The 21,876-nt window shown below is 44.5% G+C and carries 37 protein-coding genes; 34 read left to right on the top strand and 3 right to left on the bottom strand.

Annotation, left to right across the window (positions count from 1 at the left end; genetic code table 11):
* Position 1 precedes the first annotated feature (1 nt).
* The 28 genes from rplV (at position 2) to rpsI (ending at position 13,878) form a co-directional block, all read left to right on the top strand.
* A complete protein-coding gene (gene rplV / locus BAZ21_RS25135; RefSeq protein ID WP_007432578.1) occupies positions 2–334 on the top strand; it encodes a 50S ribosomal protein L22 in 333 nt (110 codons plus the stop codon).
* Positions 335–347: 13 nt separating this feature from the next.
* A complete protein-coding gene (gene rpsC / locus BAZ21_RS25130; RefSeq protein ID WP_007432577.1) occupies positions 348–1,013 on the top strand; it encodes a 30S ribosomal protein S3 in 666 nt (221 codons plus the stop codon).
* Positions 1,014–1,015: 2 nt separating this feature from the next.
* A complete protein-coding gene (rplP, locus tag BAZ21_RS25125) occupies positions 1,016–1,450 on the top strand; it encodes a 50S ribosomal protein L16 (protein WP_007432576.1) in 435 nt (144 codons plus the stop codon).
* Positions 1,440–1,637, top strand: a complete 198-nt coding sequence (rpmC, locus tag BAZ21_RS25120) for a 50S ribosomal protein L29 (protein ID WP_007432575.1) — start codon at positions 1,440–1,442, stop codon at positions 1,635–1,637. Before rplP ends, rpmC begins: the two co-directional genes overlap by 11 nt.
* Before the next feature lie 50 nt (positions 1,638–1,687).
* Positions 1,688–1,951 (top strand): 30S ribosomal protein S17, encoded by a 264-nt coding sequence (rpsQ, locus tag BAZ21_RS25115; RefSeq protein WP_068505595.1) that lies wholly within the window; start codon positions 1,688–1,690, stop codon positions 1,949–1,951.
* 34 nt (positions 1,952–1,985) lie between these two features.
* Complete coding sequence (rplN, locus tag BAZ21_RS25110) at positions 1,986–2,354, top strand: 50S ribosomal protein L14 (protein WP_007432573.1); 369 nt, start codon at positions 1,986–1,988, stop codon at positions 2,352–2,354.
* A 36-nt stretch (positions 2,355–2,390) separates the two neighbouring features.
* Positions 2,391–2,744, top strand: coding sequence for a 50S ribosomal protein L24 (rplX, locus tag BAZ21_RS25105; RefSeq protein ID WP_007432572.1), 354 nt, complete (start codon positions 2,391–2,393; stop codon positions 2,742–2,744).
* A 31-nt stretch (positions 2,745–2,775) separates the two neighbouring features.
* Positions 2,776–3,321, top strand: coding sequence for a 50S ribosomal protein L5 (rplE, locus tag BAZ21_RS25100; protein WP_007432571.1), 546 nt, complete (start codon positions 2,776–2,778; stop codon positions 3,319–3,321).
* Positions 3,322–3,396: 75 nt separating this feature from the next.
* Positions 3,397–3,582, top strand: coding sequence for a type Z 30S ribosomal protein S14 (locus BAZ21_RS28275; protein ID WP_013312154.1), 186 nt, complete (start codon positions 3,397–3,399; stop codon positions 3,580–3,582).
* A 32-nt stretch (positions 3,583–3,614) separates the two neighbouring features.
* On the top strand, positions 3,615–4,013 hold the full coding sequence (rpsH, locus tag BAZ21_RS25095) for a 30S ribosomal protein S8 (protein ID WP_007432570.1): 399 nt from the start codon (positions 3,615–3,617) through the stop codon (positions 4,011–4,013).
* A gap of 33 nt (positions 4,014–4,046) precedes the next feature.
* Complete coding sequence (gene rplF / locus BAZ21_RS25090) at positions 4,047–4,589, top strand: 50S ribosomal protein L6 (protein WP_068505594.1); 543 nt, start codon at positions 4,047–4,049, stop codon at positions 4,587–4,589.
* A gap of 115 nt (positions 4,590–4,704) precedes the next feature.
* Positions 4,705–5,073: a 50S ribosomal protein L18 gene (gene rplR / locus BAZ21_RS25085; RefSeq protein WP_007432568.1), complete on the top strand. Its 369-nt coding sequence runs from the start codon at positions 4,705–4,707 to the stop codon at positions 5,071–5,073.
* Between the two features lie 27 nt (positions 5,074–5,100).
* Positions 5,101–5,598 (top strand): 30S ribosomal protein S5, encoded by a 498-nt coding sequence (gene rpsE / locus BAZ21_RS25080; protein WP_007432567.1) that lies wholly within the window; start codon positions 5,101–5,103, stop codon positions 5,596–5,598.
* Positions 5,599–5,610: 12 nt separating this feature from the next.
* Positions 5,611–5,796, top strand: coding sequence for a 50S ribosomal protein L30 (rpmD, locus tag BAZ21_RS25075; RefSeq protein WP_007432566.1), 186 nt, complete (start codon positions 5,611–5,613; stop codon positions 5,794–5,796).
* A gap of 43 nt (positions 5,797–5,839) precedes the next feature.
* Entirely contained in the window at positions 5,840–6,280 is a 441-nt protein-coding gene (gene rplO / locus BAZ21_RS25070) for a 50S ribosomal protein L15 (protein WP_007432565.1), read from the top strand.
* Complete coding sequence (gene secY, locus BAZ21_RS25065; protein ID WP_068505593.1) at positions 6,280–7,578, top strand: preprotein translocase subunit SecY; 1,299 nt, start codon at positions 6,280–6,282, stop codon at positions 7,576–7,578. Before rplO ends, secY begins: the two co-directional genes overlap by 1 nt.
* Before the next feature lie 89 nt (positions 7,579–7,667).
* Entirely contained in the window at positions 7,668–8,312 is a 645-nt protein-coding gene (locus BAZ21_RS25060) for an adenylate kinase (protein ID WP_068505592.1), read from the top strand.
* 5 nt (positions 8,313–8,317) lie between these two features.
* A complete protein-coding gene (locus tag BAZ21_RS25055) occupies positions 8,318–8,857 on the top strand; it encodes a M24 family metallopeptidase (protein ID WP_068505591.1) in 540 nt (179 codons plus the stop codon).
* Positions 8,858–8,866: 9 nt separating this feature from the next.
* Positions 8,867–9,175, top strand: a complete 309-nt coding sequence (locus BAZ21_RS25050; protein WP_068505590.1) for a KOW domain-containing RNA-binding protein — start codon at positions 8,867–8,869, stop codon at positions 9,173–9,175.
* A 2-nt stretch (positions 9,176–9,177) separates the two neighbouring features.
* Positions 9,178–9,393, top strand: a complete 216-nt coding sequence (infA, locus tag BAZ21_RS25045; RefSeq protein ID WP_006212898.1) for a translation initiation factor IF-1 — start codon at positions 9,178–9,180, stop codon at positions 9,391–9,393.
* A gap of 118 nt (positions 9,394–9,511) precedes the next feature.
* Entirely contained in the window at positions 9,512–9,625 is a 114-nt protein-coding gene (rpmJ, locus tag BAZ21_RS25040) for a 50S ribosomal protein L36 (protein WP_003322638.1), read from the top strand.
* A 21-nt stretch (positions 9,626–9,646) separates the two neighbouring features.
* On the top strand, positions 9,647–10,015 hold the full coding sequence (gene rpsM, locus BAZ21_RS25035; RefSeq protein WP_007432560.1) for a 30S ribosomal protein S13: 369 nt from the start codon (positions 9,647–9,649) through the stop codon (positions 10,013–10,015).
* A 19-nt stretch (positions 10,016–10,034) separates the two neighbouring features.
* The gene (gene rpsK, locus BAZ21_RS25030; protein ID WP_007432559.1) at positions 10,035–10,430 is read left to right on the top strand and encodes a 30S ribosomal protein S11; all 396 of its coding nucleotides are present in this window, start codon (positions 10,035–10,037) and stop codon (positions 10,428–10,430) included.
* Between the two features lie 135 nt (positions 10,431–10,565).
* Positions 10,566–11,510 (top strand): DNA-directed RNA polymerase subunit alpha, encoded by a 945-nt coding sequence (locus BAZ21_RS25025; protein WP_007432558.1) that lies wholly within the window; start codon positions 10,566–10,568, stop codon positions 11,508–11,510.
* Positions 11,511–11,543: 33 nt separating this feature from the next.
* Entirely contained in the window at positions 11,544–11,909 is a 366-nt protein-coding gene (rplQ, locus tag BAZ21_RS25020) for a 50S ribosomal protein L17 (protein WP_007432557.1), read from the top strand.
* Between the two features lie 150 nt (positions 11,910–12,059).
* The gene (gene truA, locus BAZ21_RS25015; protein WP_025715672.1) at positions 12,060–12,845 is read left to right on the top strand and encodes a tRNA pseudouridine(38-40) synthase TruA; all 786 of its coding nucleotides are present in this window, start codon (positions 12,060–12,062) and stop codon (positions 12,843–12,845) included.
* 183 nt (positions 12,846–13,028) lie between these two features.
* A complete protein-coding gene (gene rplM / locus BAZ21_RS25010) occupies positions 13,029–13,466 on the top strand; it encodes a 50S ribosomal protein L13 (protein WP_068505589.1) in 438 nt (145 codons plus the stop codon).
* A 19-nt stretch (positions 13,467–13,485) separates the two neighbouring features.
* Positions 13,486–13,878: a 30S ribosomal protein S9 gene (gene rpsI / locus BAZ21_RS25005; protein WP_007432554.1), complete on the top strand. Its 393-nt coding sequence runs from the start codon at positions 13,486–13,488 to the stop codon at positions 13,876–13,878.
* A gap of 10 nt (positions 13,879–13,888) precedes the next feature.
* On the opposite strand, the gene BAZ21_RS29210 is transcribed toward rpsI, so the two are convergent.
* Positions 13,889–14,038: a hypothetical protein gene (locus tag BAZ21_RS29210; RefSeq protein WP_176718216.1), complete on the bottom strand. Its 150-nt coding sequence runs from the start codon at positions 14,036–14,038 to the stop codon at positions 13,889–13,891.
* A 760-nt stretch (positions 14,039–14,798) separates the two neighbouring features.
* Between BAZ21_RS29210 and BAZ21_RS25000 the strand changes: the two genes are divergently transcribed.
* From BAZ21_RS25000 to BAZ21_RS24985, 4 genes are all read left to right on the top strand, one after another.
* Positions 14,799–15,491: a phosphoadenylyl-sulfate reductase gene (locus BAZ21_RS25000; protein WP_068505588.1), complete on the top strand. Its 693-nt coding sequence runs from the start codon at positions 14,799–14,801 to the stop codon at positions 15,489–15,491.
* Between the two features lie 52 nt (positions 15,492–15,543).
* On the top strand, positions 15,544–16,713 hold the full coding sequence (gene sat, locus BAZ21_RS24995; protein WP_068505587.1) for a sulfate adenylyltransferase: 1,170 nt from the start codon (positions 15,544–15,546) through the stop codon (positions 16,711–16,713).
* A gap of 68 nt (positions 16,714–16,781) precedes the next feature.
* The gene (gene cwlD / locus BAZ21_RS24990) at positions 16,782–17,558 is read left to right on the top strand and encodes an N-acetylmuramoyl-L-alanine amidase CwlD (protein ID WP_068505586.1); all 777 of its coding nucleotides are present in this window, start codon (positions 16,782–16,784) and stop codon (positions 17,556–17,558) included.
* A gap of 60 nt (positions 17,559–17,618) precedes the next feature.
* Positions 17,619–18,725 carry an Mrp/NBP35 family ATP-binding protein gene (locus BAZ21_RS24985; protein WP_068505585.1) on the top strand — a complete coding sequence of 369 codons (1,107 nt, stop codon included), beginning with the start codon at positions 17,619–17,621 and terminating at the stop codon, positions 18,723–18,725.
* A 34-nt stretch (positions 18,726–18,759) separates the two neighbouring features.
* On the opposite strand, the gene gerD is transcribed toward BAZ21_RS24985, so the two are convergent.
* Both gerD and pdaB read right to left on the bottom strand, forming a co-directional pair.
* Entirely contained in the window at positions 18,760–19,524 is a 765-nt protein-coding gene (gene gerD, locus BAZ21_RS24980; RefSeq protein WP_068505584.1) for a spore germination lipoprotein GerD, read from the bottom strand.
* A gap of 106 nt (positions 19,525–19,630) precedes the next feature.
* The gene (gene pdaB, locus BAZ21_RS24975) at positions 19,631–20,410 is read right to left on the bottom strand and encodes a polysaccharide deacetylase family sporulation protein PdaB (RefSeq protein ID WP_068505583.1); all 780 of its coding nucleotides are present in this window, start codon (positions 20,408–20,410) and stop codon (positions 19,631–19,633) included.
* A 100-nt stretch (positions 20,411–20,510) separates the two neighbouring features.
* On the opposite strand from pdaB, the gene BAZ21_RS24970 reads away from it, so the two are divergent.
* Both BAZ21_RS24970 and BAZ21_RS24965 read left to right on the top strand, forming a co-directional pair.
* Positions 20,511–21,125 (top strand): stage II sporulation protein M, encoded by a 615-nt coding sequence (locus tag BAZ21_RS24970; protein ID WP_068505582.1) that lies wholly within the window; start codon positions 20,511–20,513, stop codon positions 21,123–21,125.
* A gap of 194 nt (positions 21,126–21,319) precedes the next feature.
* Positions 21,320–21,550, top strand: coding sequence for a hypothetical protein (locus tag BAZ21_RS24965; protein WP_068505581.1), 231 nt, complete (start codon positions 21,320–21,322; stop codon positions 21,548–21,550).
* Positions 21,551–21,876: the final 326 nt, after the last annotated feature.

Raw genomic sequence — 21,876 nt, 5'->3', positions numbered from 1 at the left:
AATGGAAGCAAAAGCACATGCTAAATCCGTGCGGATTTCCGCTCGCAAAGTGAAACTTGTTATCGATTTGATTCGTGGCAAGCAAGTTGGTGAGGCGATTGCAATTCTTCGTCACACTCCGAAATCCGCTTCTCCAGTCGTTGAGAAATTGTTGAATTCTGCGATCGCAAATGCAGATCACAACTACTCTATGGACGTAAATAAATTGGTAGTATCCGAGGTTTTCGTAAACCAAGGTCCTACAATGAAACGGTTCCGCCCGCGTGCAATGGGTCGCGCAAGCCGCATCAATAAACGCACCAGTCATATTACTCTGGTGGTATCTGAAAAATAAGGAGGGAAAACGTGTGGGCCAAAAGGTAAATCCCGTCGGACTCCGAATCGGTATTATCCGTGATTGGGAATCCAAATGGTATGCAGGCAAAGATTTCGGTGATCTTTTGCTGGAAGACGTTAAGATTCGTGAGCATCTGAAGAAAAGATTGAAAGACTCCGCTGTATCCCGTGTTGAAATCGAGAGAGCAGCTAACCGCGTCAACGTAACGATTCACACTGCGAAACCAGGTATGGTTATCGGTAAGGGTGGTTCCGAAGTTGAAAACCTGCGTAATGAAATCACTAAAATTGCAGGCGGTAAAAAGGTACACATCAATATCTCTGAAATTAAAAATCCTGAACTGGATGCAATTCTGGTTGCTGAAAGCATTGCACAACAATTGGAACGTCGTGTTTCTTTCCGTCGTGCGTTGAAACAAGCAATTCAAAGAACTATGCGTTCTGGAGCAAAAGGAATTAAAACTCAAGTAGGCGGACGTCTTGGCGGTGCCGAAATCGCTCGTTCCGAAGGGTACAGCGAAGGAACTGTTCCACTGCATACGCTTCGTGCTGACATCGACTACGGTACAGCAGAGGCTCATACTACTTATGGCCGTCTTGGCGTAAAAGTATGGATCTATCGTGGAGAAGTTCTTCCTCCAGCTAAGAAACAAGCTCCTCAGGAAGGAGGCAACTAATCATGTTGGTACCTAAACGCGTAAAACATCGTAAACAACAACGTGGCCACATGAAGGGTCGTGCAAAAGGCGGTACTACACTGAATTTTGGTGAGTACGGTTTGCAAGCTACTGAACCTGCATGGATCACTAACCGTCAAATCGAAGCTGCTCGTATTGCGATGACTCGTTACATCAAACGTGGTGGTAAGGTTTGGATTAAAATTTTCCCTGACAAACCAATTACTCAAAAGCCTCTTGAGGTTCGTATGGGTAGTGGTAAAGGTAACGTAGAAAAATGGGTTGCAGTAGTGAAACCAGGTAAGATCATGTTTGAACTTGCTGGTGTACCGGAAGAGATTGCTCGTGAAGCAATGCGTCTTGCCGCTCACAAACTGCCAATCAAAACTAAGTTTGTGAAACGTGAAGAATTGGGTGGTGAAGCAAATGAAGGCTAGTGAATTCCGCAACCTAACCACTGCTGAAATCGAACAAAAGATCTCTGGTTTTAAAGAAGAACTTTTTAACCTTCGTTTTCAACTCGCTACCGGTCAGCTTGATAACCCGACTCGGATCGGCGCTGTGCGTAAGGAAATTGCTCGTGCTAAAACTGTGATCCGTGAAAGAGAACTTGGGATTAGCTAAGATATTAGACCGGGTGGAAAATCCGCCTGTAATTAGGAAGGAGGCCAACAATGAGCGAACGTAATGCCCGTAAAGTATTAGTCGGTAAAGTAGTTAGCGACAAAATGGATAAAACGATTGTGATTGCTGTAGAAACTTACAAAAAGCATGAACTCTACCATAAACGCATTAAAGTGACTAAAAAATTCAAAGCTCATGATGAAAACAACACCGCACAAATTGGTGATACTGTTAAAATCATGGAAACTCGTCCTTTGTCCAAAGACAAAAACTGGAGACTGGTCGAAATCGTTGAAAAAGCTGTTATAATCTAATGTAGTGTAGTTTTTCCGAAAGGAGGATAAATAAATGATTCAACCATTTACACGTTTGACTGTGGCTGACAATTCCGGCGCGAAGGAACTGATGTGTATCCGTGTGCTCGGTGGTACGGGACGTCGTACAGCTCAAATTGGTGACCTGATCGTTTGTTCCGTAAAACAAGCAACACCAGGCGGCGTTGTCAAAAAGGGTGATGTAGTAAGAGCGGTTGTCGTTCGTACTAAACGTTCTATCCGCCGTAAAGACGGTTCCTACATCGGATTTGATGAGAACGCAGCAGTGGTCGTTAAAGAAGACAAGAGCCCACGCGGTACTCGTATTTTCGGACCAGTTGCTCGCGAACTTCGTGACAAGGACTTTATGAAAATCGTTTCCTTGGCTCCGGAAGTGATCTAAATTCACCTTAAAATGTGCCCGTAGGAGGTGTACGAAATGCCAAAAGTGAAAAAAGTTCTGGAATCCCACAACAACAAGCTGCACGTTAAAAAAGACGATACTGTTCTGGTGATTACAGGTAAAGATAAAGGTAAAAAAGGTCGCGTTATCGCTGCTTACCCTCGTCAAAACCGTGTGCTTGTGGAAGGTGTTAACATGATTAAAAAACACCAGAAGCCTAATCAGCTGAATCCACAAGGCGGCATCATCGAGAAAGAAGCTCCGATTCACGTTTCCAACGTTATGCACATTGATCCGAAGAGCGGAAAAGTAACTCGTATTGGTTACAAAGTATTGGACAACGGAAAAAAAGTGCGTATCGCAAAACGTTCAGGCGAAGTGATCGACTAATTATTTTTTGAAGAAAGGAGGACTATGATTCATGGCAACAACAAGAATGAAAGAACGTTTCTTGAAAGAAATCACTCCTGCTTTGATGCAGAAGTTCAACTATACAACAGTGATGCAAGTGCCTAAAATCGAGAAAGTTGTAATCAACATGGGTGTTGGCGACGCAGTTCAAAACTCCAAAGTGCTTGATTCAGCTCTCAATGACATGCAGCTGATTGCTGGTCAAAAACCAGTTATCACTCGCGCTAAAAAATCTATTGCAGGTTTTAAATTGCGTGAAAACATGCCAATCGGTGTTAAGGTAACACTTCGTGGCGAGCGTATGTATTATTTCTTGGACAAATTGTTCAACATTACGCTTCCTCGCGTACGTGACTTCCATGGTGTGTCAACAAAAGCTTTTGACGGACGTGGTAACTACACGCTTGGTCTGAAAGAACAGTTGATCTTCCCGGAAATCGAGTATGATCAAGTTGATAAAGTTCGTGGTATGGACATCGTTATCGTAACGACTGCCAAAACTGACGAAGAGTCCCGTGAGCTTCTGACTCAGCTGGGCATGCCTTTCGCAAAGTAATGTTGGCATAACGTTTTGGGTGTCTGATTTAAAGGACCCCTGTTCTCCGAAACTATTTAGGAGGTGTCAGGCTAAGTGGCAAAAACTTCAATGAAAGTCAAACAACAACGCACACCAAAGTTTAAAGTTCGTGCTTACACTCGTTGTGAGCGTTGTGGTCGTCCACATTCGGTGCTGCAAAAGTTTAAAATCTGCAGAATTTGCTTCCGTGAATTAGCTTATAAAGGCCAGATTCCTGGCGTGAAAAAAGCAAGCTGGTAAAAAGTCCTGTTTGGGAAGGAGGTTTATACACAATGACTATGTCTGATCCAATTGCAGATATGCTTACTCGTATTCGTAACGCGAACACTGTTCGTCACGAAACGGTAGAAATGCCTGCATCTACAATGAAAAAACAAATCGCCGACATCCTGAAACGTGAAGGATTCATTCGTGATGCGGAATTTGTTGAAGATAGCAAACAAGGGATCATCCGTATTTTCTTGAAATACGGTGCGAACAACGAGCGTGTTATTACAGGCTTGAAAAGAATCAGTAAACCAGGTCTTCGCGTTTACACGAAGAGCAATGAGATTCCACGCGTTCTGGGTGGACTCGGGATCGCAATCATTTCAACATCCAAAGGTATCATGACTGATAAAGAAGCACGTCAGTCCAAAGCCGGCGGAGAAGTGGTTTGCTACGTTTGGTAAGATAACGTTTAAAAGATAGGAGGTGCAACAGATATGTCCCGTATTGGTCGTAAACCAATCACAGTACCAAGTGGTGTTGACGTAACTTTGGACAACACAGTGATCACAGTTAAAGGTCCTAAAGGAACATTGACTCGTGAGCTTCACAAAGACATGTCCGTTACTGTGGAAAACAATGAAATTAATGTAGCTCGTCCTTCGGACAACAAACTTCACCGTTCTTTGCATGGAACAACCCGCAGCGTTGTTAGCAATATGGTAAGTGGTGTAACTGAAGGTTTCTCTAAATCTCTGGAGCTGGTTGGGGTCGGATATCGTGCAAGCAAATCCGGAGATAAAATCGTTCTGAACGTTGGATACTCTCACCCGGTTGAAATCACACCGGAAGCGGGCATCGAATTCGAAGTTCCTTCGAACACTAAAATCATCGTTCGCGGAATTGATAAAGAGCGTGTAGGTGCCTACGCTGCTAAAATTCGTTCCGTTCGTGAACCTGAACCGTACAAAGGTAAAGGGATTAAATACGAAGGCGAGCGCATCATCCGTAAAGAAGGTAAAGCCGGTAAGAAGAAATAAGTTTCTTACCGACTTTGTGCGGTCTTTCTGCAGGAAAGACTTCGTACTTCTTTTTTACCCAGTGCGTCTTAGTATAAAGCTTTAAAAGGCAAACTGAAGGGAGTGAAAACTTGAGATGATTACAAAACAAGATAAAAATAAAGCACGTGTCAGAAGACATCTGCGTGTACGTAAAAAAATCGAAGGTACGGCTGTACGTCCTCGTCTGAACGTGTTCCGCTCTTCCAAGCATATCTACGCACAACTGATTGATGATGTAGCTGGTGTAACATTGGTATCTGCATCCACTATGGATAAAGAACTGAGCAGCGAAATCAAAAACGGTGGTAGTGTTGAAGCAGCTCGTAAGGTTGGCGAACTCGTTGCTAAACGTGCAAAAGAAAAAGGTCATGCTAACATTGTATTTGACCGTGGTGGATACTTGTATCATGGACGAATTCAAGCTTTGGCTGATGCAGCCCGCGAAGCAGGCCTTGAATTCTAAGACATTTCTCAAAAGGAGGTTAACGACTTGCGTGTAGATCCGAATACTTTGGAACTGACTGAAAGAGTAGTAAATATTAATCGTGTAGCTAAAGTTGTCAAAGGCGGACGCCGTTTTAGCTTCAGTGCTCTGGTAGTAGTGGGCGACGGCAACGGCTGGGTAGGCGCTGGAATCGGTAAAGCTGGCGAAGTACCTGATGCAATTCGCAAAGGTATTGAAGATGCTAAGAAAAACCTGATTCACGTTCCACTCGTAGGCACAACAATTCCTCACCTTGTTACAGGTAAGTTCGGTGCTGGCCGGGTTCTGTTGAAACCGGCATCGGAAGGTACTGGGGTTATCGCTGGTGGTCCAGTGCGTGCTGTACTGGAGCTTGCTGGTGTAGGTGATATTTTGACAAAATCTCTGGGTTCTTCGAATTCCATGAATATGGTCAATGCGACTTTGGAAGGTTTGTCCCGCTTGAAACGCGCTGAAGAAGTTGCAAAATTGCGCGGCAAATCCATCGAAGAGCTGCTGGGCTAAGGAGGGAATATCATGGCGAAATTAGAAATTACCCTCGTTCGTTCGTTGATCGGCCGTCCTGGTACTCAAAGAACGACTGTTAAGACGCTCGGCTTGCGTAAAATCAACCATAAAGTAGTTCAACCAGACAATGCAGCAATTCGTGGGATGATTAATAAAGTTAGCCATTTGGTTTCTGTTAAAGAAATCGAAGCTTAAGAAACAAAGTATTTTAACAATAATCAAGGAGGTGCAACGAACGATGAAGTTACATGAGCTTTCCCCAGCTCCAGGTTCCCGTAAAGAACGTAAACGTTTGGGTCGTGGTCCTAGTAGTGGTACGGGTAAAACTTCTGGTCGTGGTCATAAGGGTCAAAACGCTCGTTCCGGCGGTGGTGTACGTCCGGGGTTCGAGGGTGGTCAAAATCCACTGTATCGTCGCTTGCCTAAACGCGGTTTCGTAAATCCTACTCGTAAAGAGTATGCGGTTTTGAATATCGAAGATCTGAACAGTTTTGCAGCAGGTACAGAAGTAAGTCCTGAGTTTTTGCTGAACAATGGCATTGTGAAAGACGCGAAGTCCGGAATTAAAATTCTGGGTAACGGTGAAATCACTGTGAAATTGACAGTTAAAGCGAACAAGTTCTCTCAATCTGCGGTAGAGAAAATTGAAGCTGCCGGCGGTAAAACCGAGGTGATCTAATGTTCAAGACCCTGAAAAATATATGGCGAGTTGAGGATCTTAGAACCCGTATCCTGTTCACCCTGTTTATACTTTTGGTATACCGTATTGGCTCCTTCGTGCCGGTTCCCGGCGTGAACAAGCAAGTCTTTACATCTCAGGATCAGTCAGGAAGCGAGTTATTCGGACTCCTTAATACCTTCTCAGGGGGCGCTTTGTATCAGTTTTCGGTCTTCGCCCTCGGGATTATGCCATATATTACAGCGTCTATCATTGTACAGTTGCTGTCAATGGACGTGATTCCGAAACTTGCGGAATGGGCTAAACAAGGAGAACATGGTAAAAAGAAGTTGGCTCAAATCACACGGTATGGTACGGTAATACTGGGTTTGATTCAAGCTTTCGGAACGTCGATTGGCTTTAACCGACTGTACGGTGCAGCGATGATTCCTGGAGCGACTTTTGCTGATTATTTGGTGATTGCAATTGTGCTTACAGCAGGAACTACGTTCCTTATGTGGCTTGGTGAGCAAATTACTGAAAAAGGGATCGGCAATGGTATCTCCATTGTTATCTTTGCAGGGATTGCAGCAGGTATTCCAAGACATATTCGCACGATTGTAGAATCCCAGTTTATTCAGGCAGATCAGCTGTTCATGAATATTCTGAAAGCAATTATTATTGCCTTGGTAGTTATTCTGATTATTGTTGGTGTTATCTACATCCAGCAAGGTATTCGGAAAATACCGGTACAATATGCGAAACGTGTAGTTGGTAATAAGATGTATGGTGGCCAGAATACGCATATTCCGATGAAGATTAATGCGGCAGGCGTTATTCCGGTGATTTTTGCGGTATCATTGCTGCAATTCCCGACTATTATTGCGAGTTTCTGGGCGGATCATGCGTGGGCTAAGTGGATTACCACTTACTTGTATTATGACAAGCCACTGGGCATGGTTTTGTATGTCGTAATGATTATCGGTTTCACATTCTTCTATACCTTTGTACAGATGAATCCGCAGCAAATGGCCGACAACATGAAGAAAAACGGCGGATATATTCCGGGAATTCGTCCGGGTAAAGCTACGGAAAAATACCTGACACGAGTAATGTCACGGTTGACGATGACAGGGGCTTTGTTCCTTGCAGTCATATCCGTATTGCCGGTATTCTTCGGTTCGCTTTCGGGCTTGCCTCGTTCCGTGCAAATTGGCGGTACTTCACTGCTCATTATTATCGGTGTTGCATTGGATACGATGAAGCAAATCGAAAGCCAACTGATTAAACGCCATTACAAAGGCTTCATCAACAAATAGGCAATAGGTTCCGGCTTAGGATGCTCGCATACTTACCGGCACCTTTTGTGCTGTTTCTTGTGTAGGGGTCGTCTGAGGAGTGACAGGTTGTGAATATTTTGATCATGGGCCCTCCGGGGGCTGGTAAAGGTACACAAGCAGATGTCATTGTGAAGGAATTCGGCATTCCTCATATCTCGACAGGTGATGCATTTCGCTTGGCGATGAAACAGGGAACACCAATTGGCATTAAAGCCAAAGAATATATCGACAAGGGCGAACTTGTTCCAGATGACGTAACAATCGGTATTGTTGAAGAGCGGCTGCAGCAGCCGGATTGCAAGAAAGGATTCTTGCTGGATGGCTTTCCAAGAACTTTAGCTCAGGCTGAAGCCTTGGATCAAATTTTGGGCCGTTTGGACACGAAGCTTGATGATGTTATCAATCTGAAAGTGGATCGTGACAACTTGTTGGCACGAATCACAGGACGGCGGGTTTGCAAAAGTTGTGGAACTAGCTATCATGTTGTCTTTAATCCTCCTAAGGTTGAAGGCATTTGCGATAAAGACGGCGGCGAGCTCTATCAGCGTCCTGACGATAACGAAGATAGCGTAAGAACACGACTAGACGAATATAGTAATAAAACAGCACCACTCCTCACGTTTTATGAGAACCAGAATCTTCTGCGTCATATTGACGGAGAACAGGATATTGATGTGGTTTCCCAAAATATTGTGTCCTTGTTGCGGGGTTAGCTGTAATGATCATTTGCAAGTCGGGAACGGAATTAAGCTTTATGAGGAAAGCTGAGAGGATGGAGACGGAAACGATTCATTGCTTGGCAGGACACATCGAGCCCGGTATTACGACCGGTAAACTTGATCATTTAGCTGATTGGTATATTCGCAGTCAGGGAGCTGTGCCGTCTTTTAAAGGTTATAACGGTTTTCCTGCTAGCATTTGCGCTTCAGTCAACGAACAACTGGTGCACGGATTTCCCGGCAGACGCAAGTTAAACAAAGGCGATATCCTCGCGAAAACTCGCCAGTTTACAATGTCGCATGCCATTCGGCAATATATTGAGAATCCAAACCGTGGTATTCCCGAACAGGGACCGAGGCTGAAAACCGGCATTGAGCTGGCTATTGAATCGTTGATTCAAATAGGTTCTCGCCATATAGGGACGCTGGAAGACAACTGGATGGTCGTTACGGTGGGCTTGGCTCCTTGTGCTCATAACGGGCACACGAAGACAGTCACAACGGACGGCATGGACATTTTCACGAAACTGAGTGCGTAGGTGATTGGAATGATTCAGCAAGGAAACCTGCAAATCGGTCAGCTGGTGAAGATTCTGAAAGGCAGAGGTGCCGGACAGATTGCGGTTGTCGTTTCAATAGCGGACAGCAGGTTTGTATATATTGCGGATGGGGATAAACGAAAGTTTGATCAAGCGAAGAAGAAAAATGTTCTTCATTTGATGCCTCAGCCTAAGATTAGTAGCGAGATTGTAAACAGTTTAAACGAAAGCGGTCGGGTGACGAACGGAAAGCTGCGTCATGCAGTGAAAACTTTCCTGGACTCGTCCGAATACCAAGCTGAAGAGAAAGGAGACTGACTTTGGCCAAGGAAGATGTCATTGAGGTTGAAGGTACGGTAATCGAGCCACTGCCAAACGCTACGTTCAAGGTAGAGCTGGAGAACGGTCACCAAATTCTTGCTCATGTTTCCGGAAAGCTGCGGATGCACTTTATCCGTATTTTGACAGGCGACAAGGTGGTTGTACAGTTATCGCCTTACGATTTAACTAAAGGCCGTATAACGTACCGCAAGTAATTCATGCAGGTTTTTATTAAACGTACGTCATTTAAAAAAACTTGTTTTGCTCGGCAAAACGATGTGAATGTTCACGAAGCGAGTTTTACCAGGGTAAAGCTTGGAGGAGGTAATCAACATGAAGGTAAGACCTTCTGTAAAACCCATTTGCGAGAAATGCAAAGTCATTCGCCGCAAAGGGACTGTAATGGTTATTTGCGAAAATCCGAAACACAAACAAAAACAAGGTTAATAGAAGGGGGTGTAGCGTAAAATGGCTCGTATAGCTGGTGTGGATTTACCACGTGACAAACGCGTTGAGATCGCCTTGACTTACATTTTCGGAATCGGTAAAACGACTTCTCAGAAAATTTTGAAGGAAACAGGCATCAGTGCAAACACGCGTGTTCGTGATTTGACTGAAGATGAAGTGAGCAAATTACGTGAAACGATCGACAAAGAAGTTAAAGTAGAAGGCGATCTGCGTCGTGAAATTTCCTTGAATATTAAACGTCTGACTGAGATTGGCTGCTACCGTGGTGTTCGTCACCGTCGTGGATTGCCTGTTCGCGGACAACGTACTAAAACCAATGCCCGTACTCGTAAAGGTCCTCGTCGGACTGTAGCGAACAAAAAGAAATAAGAAGGGAGGATAACATTCAATGGCTAAACCGAAAAAAGTTGTACGTACAAAACGCCGTGACCGTAAAAATATCGAGAGTGGCGTGGCACACATCCGTTCCACGTTCAACAACACGATCGTTACGATCACAGATCCACACGGTAACGCAATCTCTTGGGCAAGCTCAGGCGGCATGGGATTCCGCGGTTCCCGTAAATCTACTCCATTTGCAGCGCAAATGGCCGCAGAAACTGCTGCTAAAGCTGCAATGGAACACGGCATGAAAACTGTCGAAGTTATGGTTAAAGGACCAGGCGCAGGCCGCGAAGCAGCAATCCGCTCTTTGCAAGCTGCTGGTCTGGAAGTTAACCTGATTAAAGACGTAACTCCGGTACCTCATAACGGATGCCGTCCTCCAAAACGTCGTCGCGTCTAATGAGATTTCTCCTCTGCGTGTAGTATAGATCTGGCATGAATTGCCAAGAATAGATGTTTAGGTATACTGCATGATTGACTATGGTTAAGGTGAATGTTTCATATAGGAGCGACGTTTTGAAGGAGGGATATTGCAGTGATAGAAATCGAAAAGCCGAAAATTGAGACGGTCGACGTCAATGATGATGGCACCTATGGAAAATTCGTAGTAGAACCGCTGGAACGCGGATACGGTACGACGCTGGGGAACTCGCTTCGCCGTATTCTGTTATCCTCGTTACCGGGGGCAGCAGTCACATCGGTTCAGATCGATGGGGTTCTGCACGAGTTTGCAACGGTTCCCGGTGTGAAGGAAGACGTAACGGAGATCATACTGAACTTGAAAGCTTTATCGCTTAAAATCCACTCGGATGAAGAGAAGGTACTCGAAATCGATGCGGAAGGCGAAGGAGTTGTAACGGCAGGAGATATCCGTGCGGATAGTGATGTGGAAATTCTTAATCCGGATCTTCACATTGCTACTCTCGGACCGGGTTCGAGACTTCACATGCGTATTTTTGCCAATCGTGGTCGCGGTTACGTTAAGCAGGATCGGAATAAACGTGATGACCAGCCGATCGGCGTCATTCCCGTCGACTCCATCTACACTCCGATTGCACGCGTGAACTACGGCGTAGAAAATACGCGTGTCGGCCAGGTTACGAATTATGACAAGCTGACACTTGAGGTTTGGACTGACGGAAGTATTCGACCTGAGGAAGCAGTGAGCCTTGGAGCCAAAATTTTGACCGAGCATGTGATGTTGTTCGTGGGTCTCACGGACGAAGCAAAAGATGCGGAAATTATGGTCGAAAAAGAAGAAGATAAGAAAGAAAAAGTTCTTGAAATGACGATCGAAGAGCTGGATCTCTCCGTCCGTTCCTATAACTGCCTTAAGCGCGCTGGTATCAATACGGTACAAGAACTCACGACTAAATCTGAAGAAGATATGATGAAGGTTCGCAACTTGGGCCGCAAATCTTTGGAAGAAGTACAAGAGAAGCTTGAGGAACTTGGTTTAGGACTTCGTACGGAAGAATAGACAGCAACGTTTTTGTGAAGGAGGGGAAATTACATGGCATACCAAAAATTGGGCCGTAACTCCAGTGCCCGTAAAGCTTTGTTTCGTGATTTGGTAACCGATCTGTTCTTGTACGAGCGTATCCAAACTACTGAGGCTAAAGCAAAAGAAGTTCGTTCTATTGCTGAAAAACTGATCACCAAAGCGAAAAAAGGGGATCTGCACGCACGCCGTCAAGTAGCTGCGTTCGTTCGCCGTGAAACTGTTGATGGTGAGCAGGATGCAATCCAAAAACTGTTTAGCGAATTGGCTACACGTTACAATGAGCGTCCAGGTGGATACACTCGTATCTTGAAGCTGGGACCTCGTCGTGGCGACGCTGCTCCAATGGTATATCTGGAATTGGTTGACCGCGCGTAGACAGGCGAAGATGAGGGAAGGGTGGACAGAATCAGTTTGATTCTGAACAACCCTTTTTTTCTCTTGGAGAAGTCCGGAGGGACTTCTCCTTTGCTATGTTCGGTTAATCCTCATAGACCCAGAGATTACCCTGTAAAGGTGTGAAGAAATGTGCGGAACTTGTGCATGAAAGTGAACTACGACGGAACCGAGTATGATGGTTTTCAGACTCAGCCCAGTGGCAATACGATTCAGGATTATCTGGAGAGTGCTATATGTTCATTGACAGGGGAACGTCTTAAAATCACAGGTTCCGGTCGCACAGACGCCGGTGTACATGCATATGGGCAAGTATTTAATTTTCATACCGAGTCGCCTATTCCTATTGAACGTTGGTGCCTTGCCCTAAATGCGTGGTTGCCCCGCGATATTATTGTTACGGATGCGAGAGAGGTGCCGTTGTCTTTCCACGCGCGCCGCATGGCGAAGCGGAAGACTTATCGGTACAGCATTAATGCTAACCGATTTCCAGACATCTTTCACCGTCGTACACAGGCGCATCACCCAACAAAATTAGATGTACAAGCAATGGAGCAGGGACTGGCACATTTAGTGGGGACCTTTGACTATACTTCGTTTGCATCCCGACGTTCCCAGAAGACGAATCATGTTCGTACAATTTACGAAGCCTATATGACGGTAGACCATTCCTTTTCACGTCCGGGCTCGGATGATCAGGGAATTATTCATACTTATATTACAGGTAGCGGATTTTTGCAGCACATGGTTCGGATTATTATGGGAACTTTGCTCGAAGTGGGAGAAGGAAAGAAATCAGCTGATGATATTCCATTTATTTTAGAGGCGAAAAATCGTTCAAAGGCAGGACCTACAGCGGTAGGACATGCTTTAACTCTCTGGAGTGTGGAGTATGAGGAAAACATCAAAAAACATTGATTTTTCCCTTGCGAATTTGCTGGTTATCCTGTAATATGAAAGTTGTGTTTTCTTAATGGCTTTCCCACAGCCCCAATTAAGATGATCACATTAAAGCAACATCTAATCCATCAATAATGTAGCAAGTTAACGAACGAAGATAAATGACGATTTCTGTTAATGAACTTAAGGAGGAAACTTTTCATGCGTACTACGTATATGGCTAAGCCAAATGAAGTTGAGCGTAACTGGCACATCATCGATGCTGAAGGAAAAACGCTCGGTCGTTTGGCAAGCGAAGCAGCTGCGTTGATTCGTGGTAAACACAAGCCACAATTCACACCACATGTGGACACAGGTGATTTCGTTGTTGTAATCAATGCAGAGAAAATCGTATTGACTGGTAAAAAAATGGAGAACAAGAAATACTACCGTCACTCCATGCACCCAGGTGGTTTGAAAGTAACAGTTGCACAAGAGATGGTTAAAAACAAACCTGAACGTATGTTGGAATTGGCTGTTCACGGTATGCTTCCTAAAACTCGTCAAGGCGAAAAAATGAAGCTGAGACTGAAGGCTTACAGAGGCACTGAGCATCCACATGCAGCACAAAAACCTGAAGTTTACGAACTTCGCGGATAATTAAAAGGAGGACAGTTTCATGGCACAAGTACAATACTATGGGACAGGTCGTCGTAAACATTCGGTAGCTCGTGTTCGTCTCGTACCGGGTGAAGGACGCATTGTCATCAACAAGCGTGACATTAATGAATATTTTGGTTTGGAAACACTCAAACTGATTGTTAAACAACCATTGAACCTGACAGAAACAATTGGTAGCTATGACGTACTCGTTATCGCTCATGGCGGTGGTATCTCTGGTCAAGCAGGCGCAATTCGCCACGGTATTTCACGTGCTCTGTTGAAAGCAGATCCGGAATTCCGTCCAGCTTTGAAAAAAGCAGGCTTCCTGACTCGTGACCCACGTATGAAAGAACGTAAAAAATACGGTCTCAAAGCTGCTCGTCGTGCACCACAGTTCTCGAAACGTTAATTATCAACGTTCAAAGGCTCTCAACCAATTGGTTGGGGGTCTTTTTTATGTTAAAAATGCCTATGACCGTATCATTTTTGACCACATTTGATCTTAAATTAAAGCTCAATGTATTTTGAAATTTAGCAGCCGTTTGTTCATTGAGGCTGTTTGCCCCCATGTGTTATTTCCCCTTCCCTTTGATTTGTACGTCACTTTTAAGTAAGGCAAGGATTAAGTATCAAGAACATAGCTTCGCTCATCCATTCCAATTTTATTGCTTATAAATGCCTTATGCTACTTGTAGTGGCTTGCCTGTCGCTCAGCATTCAATTCCTCAGGATTACTTCTCATCGATTTGACCACGATAACTGGGGGAAACTCAGACTGCCTTGTGTTCACTATCACTGAGAGATAGCTTCTAGCCATCAAACATGGGTCCCAGGCATGATGGATTTGTGAATGAAGCCATTAGTCTAATTTTGGTCATGGACCGGCTCGTGGGAAACTGGAGCGTCTGAGCACTGCAAAATCAGCAGACAATTAATATACTCGTAATCACTTTAATTGGAGAGATACAAAAGGAATTCCTTTCATTGGTACAAAGTATGTATTAGAGGTAATGGGGATTTAACTGTTAATAAGGGCGTGTTGTAAACTAACTTTATGAGTTAGGGACAACATGTTCTTTCTTTTTAAGAGGCTATAAGAATATTTTATATAAAGTCAAAGAGCCTGGTCGAATACAAGGGATAGGGTTACAGAATGCTGACAGAACAACGTTCTTGCTGATTTCAGACTGAAAAATGATTATATCAGAGCGCATTACTGTGGATTGACAATGAGTATGAAAGTTTTATACTTTATTTATTCTTATTAGTTTAGTCGGCTTTATAAACATGATACTCATTTATGAATCTTCAGACGGAGGCGCATTAATAATGAACTTATTGGAGAAAGAAGCATTGATTAAGGTCAAGGCAGTGGAGCTGGAAGAAGCGGCGCCCGAGGAGATTATTCAGTATGCTGTTCAGACATTCCCTAATCTCACCTTTGCTTGCAGCTTTGGGGCGGAAGATGTAGTACTTGTAGATATGCTGCAAAAAGTTAGCCCCTCCACCGACATCTTTTATCTGGACACTGACTTTCATTTTCAAGAAACGTACGAAACACGAGATCAGATCAAGGCTAAATATAACTTGGATTTTGTTCGAGTATCTCCCTTAATTACTCCCGAAGAGCAAGTGGCTAAGCATGGAGAGGAGTTGTGGAAATCAGATCCCAACGCTTGCTGTGGCATACGCAAAGTTGAGCCGCTGACACGGATTTTATCTCAATACGATGCATGGATTACCGGCATTCGCCGCGATCAGGCTCCTACCCGTGCGAATGCCAAAAAGGTAGAGTATGACCAGAAATTTGGACTTGTTAAATTCAATCCGCTGGCGAGCTGGACATCAGAAGATGTGTGGAATTATATCCATACTCATAAAGTGTTTTATAATCCACTGCATGACCGGAATTATCCAAGTATTGGATGCGAGCAATGCACACGTCAGGTCCTGCCGGGTGAAGATCCTCGTGCGGGGCGCTGGTCAGGCAATGAGAAAACGGAATGCGGGCTCCATCAATAAAAATGTGCTCATTAGCTGTGAATCATATTTATGAATGGAAAGGGAGTTCGTTATGACTGCAATTCTTCCGCATGGCGGAACACTAGTTGATAGAATCATCACAGGACCGGAGCAAAAAGCCCTTTTGCAGGCTGCACGTGAATTGTTTCCTATTCGGGTAAACTCGTGGACTATTTCTGACCTGGATTTGATTGGGGTGGGGGCGTTCTCCCCATTGACCGGATTTATGAACGAGTCTAATTATCGGTCGGTCGTTAAGGATATGCGTCTTGCCGACGGTACAGTCTGGAGTATTCCCATTACACTTGCAATTACGGAGAGCATTGCCAGTGAACTCAACGTGGGTCAGCAGGTCGCTTTGGTAGGTGAAACAGACGGAACCATCTATGCAGTGCTTGATATTGAAAGTATTTATCAGGTTGATCAAGCCGAGGAAGCCAGACGTGTATTCAAAACGAATGATTCGGCTCATCCTGGCGTAAAAAAACTGCTGGATCGACCAGCCACCTATGTGGGAGGCTCTGTGCAAGTACTGAATCGACCTGAGCCTGCGCAATTTAGCGATTTTTATTACACACCAGCACAGACACGCGATTATTTTGCTGAAAAGGGCTGGAAAACAGTAGTCGGCTTCCAAACGCGTAATCCGGTACACCGTGCGCATGAGTATATCCAGAAAAGTGCGATGGAAATTGTTGATGGACTATTTCTCAATCCGCTCGTGGGTGAAACCAAGTCAGATGATGTTCCAGCAGATGTGCGCATGAAGAGCTACCTGGTGCTGCTGGACCATTATTATCCGGCGGAACGGACTTTTCTGGGTGTGTTTCCTGCTGCCATGCGATATGCTGGCCCGAGAGAGGCCATTTTCCACGCTATTGTGCGGAAAAACTATGGCTGCACTCATTTTATTGTTGGAAGAGATCACGCCGGTGTAGGAGACTATTATGGTACTTATGAAGCGCAGGAAATTTTCAGGAATTTTACTCCTGAGGAGCTGGCAATTACTCCATTATTCTTCGAACACAGCTTTTATTGCACCCGTTGTGGGAATATGGCTTCAAGCAAAACCTGTCCTCATCCCAAAGAGCACCATTTGACGCTCTCGGGCACCAAAGTACGGGAATTGTTACGCTCCGGGGTATGCCCGCCGCCTGAGTTTACACGACCAGAAGTCGCCCAAGTGCTGATAGAGGGCATGAAAGAATTTGTTCACTCCTGAGTTGTACTATTTACACGCCTCGTCCCATATAGATCATTAGTATCTGTATAGGACGGAGGCGTTTTGTTATGCAAAAAAATAATCGTAAACACCAGGTTACACTGTGGATCCGCTATCGGACGCTGCAAAAAATGCTATTGGGCTGTTGTCTTGCCGTTCTGTTTGTTGTGCTGACTTTGTATGAGATACCTGCTTCGAGAGCCTGGACCCATTGGAGTCTTCCGCTCGCGGGTAAAGTCATTGCTATAGATGCAGGACATGGAGGGCCTGATGGAGGGGCAGTTAGCAAAGAGGGTGTCATTGAAAAGGACATTAATCTGGCGATTGCCTTTTATTTGCGGGATTACTTACAACAAGCAGGAGCTGTTGTCGTCATGACACGTGAGGATGACCGTGATCTGGCGCTGCCAGAAACCAAAGGCTATGCCAGAAGAAAAACAGAGGATCTCAAACAACGTGTGCGCATGATTGAGGAGCATAAAGCGGACCTTTTTTTGAGCATTCACATGAACAGCATCCCCTCCAGTCGTTGGAGTGGAGCTCAAACCTTTTATGTTCCCAACCATGAGGATAATGAAAATTTGGCTTCCCTTATTCAGGAGGAGATCAAGCGCAATCTGGAAAATACGGACAGAGTGGCCAAGACCGTGAACACAGTGTATTTGTTAAAGGCCCTCAAAATGCCAACAGCCCTCGTAGAGGTCGGATTTTTATCCCATCCTGAGGAAGCCCGGCGATTGAGTGATGTAACCTATCAGAGACAGGTGGCAGCATCCGTCTATAAAGGAATTTTGCGTTATAGCGCCGGGGAGAAGGTGACATCGTCAGCACCTAAAGCCAGATAGTGGTATACTGTAATTGTTTACAACTACGTAAATTCACTGAAGCAGAGGTGCTGATTATTCATGCAATCTAGAGAGCAGGTTATAGAGCTACTTCAACAGGTACGAGAGCCTCACACGGGCCGTCGTCTGGTTGATCTTCATTTTATTCGGGATGTTGTTGTGAAGGAAGAACGCGTATCCTTGACCGTGGTTAGTTTGAATACGGAGGAAGGGGTGCGGGCAGATTTGGAGCGGGAAATCCGTCAGACGTTGGAAGAGGCGGGGCTGAGACACGTTCATATTCGTATTCGGGAAGCCTCTGAGCATGAAAGATCCGCTATTCAAACAGAAGATGATTCCGAGGCAGCGGCTGACCCGGTTTTGACCAAGGGACATGCTGCTGGAATGGAACAACATGAGCTGCTTGATCCATCATCTGGAGTTCGGTTTATTGCCATTGCGAGCGGAAAAGGTGGTGTAGGGAAATCAACTGTAGCTGTAAATTTGGCGGCTGCTTTGGCTAGGCAAGGCCAACGTGTCGGTTTGATCGATGCCGATATTTATGGGTTTAGTGTACCGGATATGATTGGGGTAGAGGACGTTCCTTCTGTAGAAGAAGGGATTATTCAGCCAGTGGAGAGATTTGGTGTTAAGCTCATGTCTATGGGCTTCTTTGTCAGGGAGAACAATCCCGTCATCTGGAGAGGTCCCATGCTGGGAAGAATGCTCAGACAGTTCTTTAGCGATGTCCAATGGGGCAAGCTGGACTATATGATCCTCGATCTACCACCGGGTACCGGAGATGTAGCGCTTGACGTACATCAAATGATTCCGCAGAGTGAAGAAATCATTGTCACCACCCCTCATGCGACGGCTGCCTTTGTAGCAGCACGAGCAGGGGCCATGGCACTTCAAACGGATCATAAGGTCATTGGCGTGGTGGAGAATATGTCCTATTATGTATCCTCTACCGGTGAGAAGGATTATGTTTTCGGCCGCGGGGGAGGGGCTATGCTGGCCGATACCCTCCATACCAAACTGCTGGCCCAAATTCCATTGGGGATTCCGGATAATCATCCATCAGAAGCTGATTTTTCGCCTTCCGTATATAAATCTGAATCGGCAACGGGTGCTATTTATAACGATATCGCAGCTCAAATTACAGCGTTACATGCTGAATCTGAATAAGAAAAAAAGGCTGGTCGCGTAACCAGCCTTTTTATTATTGGCCTCCTCCTTGATCACCTTGACCATCACTAGTGCCTTCCCCGCCACCTTGCTTGCCACCGCTTGAGCCGCCACCACTTTTTTTCTCAACCTTGGGTTGAAGCTCCTCTTGTACGACGGTTTTGAGTAAATTCATAACCTCAAGTCGGAAAATCGGACTTTGCATTGCATCATGCATGACGGTCATCGCTTGTTTGCGATATTCAGGGGTTTTAGTCAGGTCCATGTACATCTTGGTCAGTTCTGGCGATTTGAGCATGGATTCAATAGATTTTTGATAAGATGGGTCCTTTATAAGCTGCATATGAAGCTGTTTGTTTTGGCTATTGATAGCTTTAGCAAATTCTCCGGCAAAACGCGGATCAGTCATGATTTTTTCGATTTCTTTTTTATACTCGGGTGAAATCAAAGTATCCTTGACTGCGATCTTCATCTGCTCAGCTGATTGCGTAGGCATAAGCATCTTCATTCCCATGCTGCCACCCGAAGCTCCACCAGAACTCCCACCAGAACCTTCATCACCCCCGCTTCCTTCACCACTTTGTCCGGATTGCCCATCCTTGGAGGAACTGCTTTGCCCAGTCAAAGCCTCTTCTATGGCTTTTTTTCCATCATCACTTTTTAAGATATCGACTACCATCGTTTTCGTCTCTTTATAACTGTTCTGGGGAGATGCAGAACTCTGATCCGAGCCACAGCCGCTTAGTGCAACGCCCAGTACGCATATCATGCTGACAAATCGCAAACGAGTCCAATTCATGGCCGTATTCCTCCTTCATCATGAATGTGGATAGTATGCGAATGAGTGAGAAGAAATATGTCGATCGGCTTTTGGTTTTTTGCTGAGAACGATGTAAAATAACTCCTTAAAGGCCCATGGCCTGATCACGAACCTCTTTGCCTTTTACTGTACCCTGTTGTAGAAGTTCAGATACCGTTACGAATTCATATCCTTGTGCACGCAATTTGTCGATAATAACCGGCAGTGCTTCATGAGTTTGTTTACAGGAATCACTGGCGTGAAGAAGAACGATGTCACCAGGATGTGCTTTATTTACAACACGATCGATAATGACCTGAGTACCAGGATTTTTCCAATCCAAGGAGTCAGTATCCCATTGAATGGTTTTATAGCCTAAAGTGCTTGCCACCTGAAGGACTCTTTTGTCAAAGTCCCCGTTAGGCATACGAATTAATTTCGGCGCTTGTCCGGTCAGTTCCGTTAGTGTGGTGTGGGCCGTTGAAATTTGTTTGCGAATGTCCTCGTCGCTTAAGCTGCTATAATTTTCGTGTTTATGTCCATGACTTCCAATCTCAAATCCACTGTCTTTAATCTGATTCACAAGCTCTGGATGTGTTTTGCTCCACGGGGAAGAAAGAAAAAAGGTAGCCTTTGTCACTTTTTTGTCCTCAAGTACCTTTAAAATAGGAGCAGTGCGCTTATCGCCCCAGCTAATGTCAAAGGTGAGAGCGATCAGCTTTTTTTCAGTGGGTACACTATAAACAGCGGTCGGTGCTTCCTCGGAAAAAACGGTAACATTATCAGTTTCTACATAAATGACCCCAATAGCAAAGACGGTCGCAGCTATGACGATAAAAAACCGTTTGATTTTTTTACCGTTCAAAACATAGAAAAAAGAATTCATAGTATAATAATGCCCCTTTCATCCTAGAAGTGCTTGTTTACTTAAAGCTATGCCGGGGGTTGTCAATTATGCCAATGGACTAACAGGAGGGAAACATCGAATGGGATTAAAAGCATTTTTTCATGATCTATACACGACAAGACGGCTAGTTTTAGTTTCTACACTTCTTTTTTGCATAAGTATTGTGATGGGCTGGTTAAGTACAGGCGCTATCCAATCCATGCTAGCTCAACAAATAGAAGGCTTGGGAGGAGTAGCTCAACGTTTGCAGCAGTCTGATCATCCTCAATGGAGCTTTTTTGTGTTTATCTTTTTCAATAATGCCATCAAGTGTGTGCTAGTTATATTTGTAGGGGCTTTATTTGGAATCGTGCCGTTTATATTTTTGATTGTGAATGGGATGGTGTTAGGATTTGTAGTGCATTTGCAGACAGATATGGGAAGAAGTATGTATGAGGTTGTTGTAAAAGGATTACTTCCTCACGGTGTGATTGAATTGCCTGTTCTAATTATCGCTTGCGCCTTTGGGTTGAAGTTTGGAGTTAAAGTAATGTCTACAATAGGCTCAAGCATGGGGCTAAAACGAAAAGCAAACGGCCAAACGTGGGAGGCCTTTATGAAACAGACGCTCACAGTGTCCATATGGTCCGTCATTTTGCTGCTTATCGCAGCCGCAATAGAGAGTGGCATAACTTATCGCTTATTGTCGCATTAAAATATTATGGCCGTTTATTTATATATTTACTGAAAATTGAACATAACAAAGGGGAGAGCTTAAAGAAAAAGCGTGGGAATGAATCTCATGAAGTATGAAACCTTAGCAGTTGAGTTTAAAAACAGGTAAAGATTGGAACAATGTTTGAGCAAATATAAGTACTATATAATATGCTGATAAGGGAGTATGGTCATATGCTGGGAATGCTGTTTAACGAAAAAGAATGCAAGGAACTGGACTACGTTCTTCGTAAGGAACTCGATGAAATGCTGCTTGACATGAGTGATACCCGATTGGATCAGGATATTCGTTATGCAATAGCGCTTCGGTATAAGACAATCTTTCGCATGTATGCCCGTTTTGCACCCGCTAAGGAACTATCCAAATATGCCCGCAGAGGGCGTGTTCCTCAAAGCAAACAATAAAAGATAAATATTATGAGCAAAAAGTATTGACTCTATTCTATATTCATGGTAAATTAATTTTCGTTCCTTTTTGAAGGATTTGCTCGAAAAAAAAGATTTTAAAAAAACTCTTGCAAATTTCAAAAAGAGATGATATATTATAAAAGTCGCCGCTGAGACGCGGTGGTGAAGCAAAGTAAGAACAAAAGCAAGACATGATGCAGGTTTGATCTTTGAAAACTGAACAACGAGTGAGTACGGATTTTGCTTGCAAAATCCACAATGAGATATTTTATCTCGTCAGATTCAACATGAGCTAATCGCTCTTTCTATAACCAACCTCGGTT

This window comes from Paenibacillus kribbensis (assembly GCF_001705305.1).
In the GTDB taxonomy this organism is placed as follows: domain Bacteria; phylum Bacillota; class Bacilli; order Paenibacillales; family Paenibacillaceae; genus Paenibacillus; species Paenibacillus kribbensis_B.
This window is presented reverse-complemented; position numbering and strand designations above follow the sequence as displayed.

Excerpts from the sequence above, each read along its gene's own strand:
- rplV (WP_007432578.1), top strand. The coding sequence starts at position 2 with ATGGAAGCAAAAGCACATGCTAAATCCGTGCGGATTTCCGCTCGCAAA.
- rplP (WP_007432576.1), top strand. The coding sequence starts at position 1,016 with ATGTTGGTACCTAAACGCGTAAAACATCGTAAACAACAACGTGGCCAC.
- rpmC (WP_007432575.1), top strand. The coding sequence starts at position 1,440 with ATGAAGGCTAGTGAATTCCGCAACCTAACCACTGCTGAAATCGAACAA.
- rpsQ (WP_068505595.1), top strand. The coding sequence starts at position 1,688 with ATGAGCGAACGTAATGCCCGTAAAGTATTAGTCGGTAAAGTAGTTAGC.
- rplN (WP_007432573.1), top strand. The coding sequence starts at position 1,986 with ATGATTCAACCATTTACACGTTTGACTGTGGCTGACAATTCCGGCGCG.
- rplX (WP_007432572.1), top strand. The coding sequence starts at position 2,391 with ATGCCAAAAGTGAAAAAAGTTCTGGAATCCCACAACAACAAGCTGCAC.
- rplE (WP_007432571.1), top strand. The coding sequence starts at position 2,776 with ATGGCAACAACAAGAATGAAAGAACGTTTCTTGAAAGAAATCACTCCT.
- rpsH (WP_007432570.1), top strand. The coding sequence starts at position 3,615 with ATGACTATGTCTGATCCAATTGCAGATATGCTTACTCGTATTCGTAAC.
- rplF (WP_068505594.1), top strand. The coding sequence starts at position 4,047 with ATGTCCCGTATTGGTCGTAAACCAATCACAGTACCAAGTGGTGTTGAC.
- rplR (WP_007432568.1), top strand. The coding sequence starts at position 4,705 with ATGATTACAAAACAAGATAAAAATAAAGCACGTGTCAGAAGACATCTG.
- rpmD (WP_007432566.1), top strand. The coding sequence starts at position 5,611 with ATGGCGAAATTAGAAATTACCCTCGTTCGTTCGTTGATCGGCCGTCCT.
- rplO (WP_007432565.1), top strand. The coding sequence starts at position 5,840 with ATGAAGTTACATGAGCTTTCCCCAGCTCCAGGTTCCCGTAAAGAACGT.
- secY (WP_068505593.1), top strand. The coding sequence starts at position 6,280 with ATGTTCAAGACCCTGAAAAATATATGGCGAGTTGAGGATCTTAGAACC.
- BAZ21_RS25055 (WP_068505591.1), top strand. The coding sequence starts at position 8,318 with ATGATCATTTGCAAGTCGGGAACGGAATTAAGCTTTATGAGGAAAGCT.
- BAZ21_RS25050 (WP_068505590.1), top strand. The coding sequence starts at position 8,867 with ATGATTCAGCAAGGAAACCTGCAAATCGGTCAGCTGGTGAAGATTCTG.
- rpmJ (WP_003322638.1), top strand. The coding sequence starts at position 9,512 with ATGAAGGTAAGACCTTCTGTAAAACCCATTTGCGAGAAATGCAAAGTC.
- rpsM (WP_007432560.1), top strand. The coding sequence starts at position 9,647 with ATGGCTCGTATAGCTGGTGTGGATTTACCACGTGACAAACGCGTTGAG.
- rpsK (WP_007432559.1), top strand. The coding sequence starts at position 10,035 with ATGGCTAAACCGAAAAAAGTTGTACGTACAAAACGCCGTGACCGTAAA.
- rplQ (WP_007432557.1), top strand. The coding sequence starts at position 11,544 with ATGGCATACCAAAAATTGGGCCGTAACTCCAGTGCCCGTAAAGCTTTG.
- rplM (WP_068505589.1), top strand. The coding sequence starts at position 13,029 with ATGCGTACTACGTATATGGCTAAGCCAAATGAAGTTGAGCGTAACTGG.
- rpsI (WP_007432554.1), top strand. The coding sequence starts at position 13,486 with ATGGCACAAGTACAATACTATGGGACAGGTCGTCGTAAACATTCGGTA.
- BAZ21_RS29210 (WP_176718216.1), bottom strand. The coding sequence starts at position 14,038 with ATGGGGGCAAACAGCCTCAATGAACAAACGGCTGCTAAATTTCAAAAT.
- BAZ21_RS25000 (WP_068505588.1), top strand. The coding sequence starts at position 14,799 with ATGAACTTATTGGAGAAAGAAGCATTGATTAAGGTCAAGGCAGTGGAG.
- sat (WP_068505587.1), top strand. The coding sequence starts at position 15,544 with ATGACTGCAATTCTTCCGCATGGCGGAACACTAGTTGATAGAATCATC.
- cwlD (WP_068505586.1), top strand. The coding sequence starts at position 16,782 with ATGCAAAAAAATAATCGTAAACACCAGGTTACACTGTGGATCCGCTAT.
- BAZ21_RS24985 (WP_068505585.1), top strand. The coding sequence starts at position 17,619 with ATGCAATCTAGAGAGCAGGTTATAGAGCTACTTCAACAGGTACGAGAG.
- gerD (WP_068505584.1), bottom strand. The coding sequence starts at position 19,524 with ATGAATTGGACTCGTTTGCGATTTGTCAGCATGATATGCGTACTGGGC.
- pdaB (WP_068505583.1), bottom strand. The coding sequence starts at position 20,410 with ATGAATTCTTTTTTCTATGTTTTGAACGGTAAAAAAATCAAACGGTTT.
- BAZ21_RS24970 (WP_068505582.1), top strand. The coding sequence starts at position 20,511 with ATGGGATTAAAAGCATTTTTTCATGATCTATACACGACAAGACGGCTA.
- BAZ21_RS24965 (WP_068505581.1), top strand. The coding sequence starts at position 21,320 with ATGCTGGGAATGCTGTTTAACGAAAAAGAATGCAAGGAACTGGACTAC.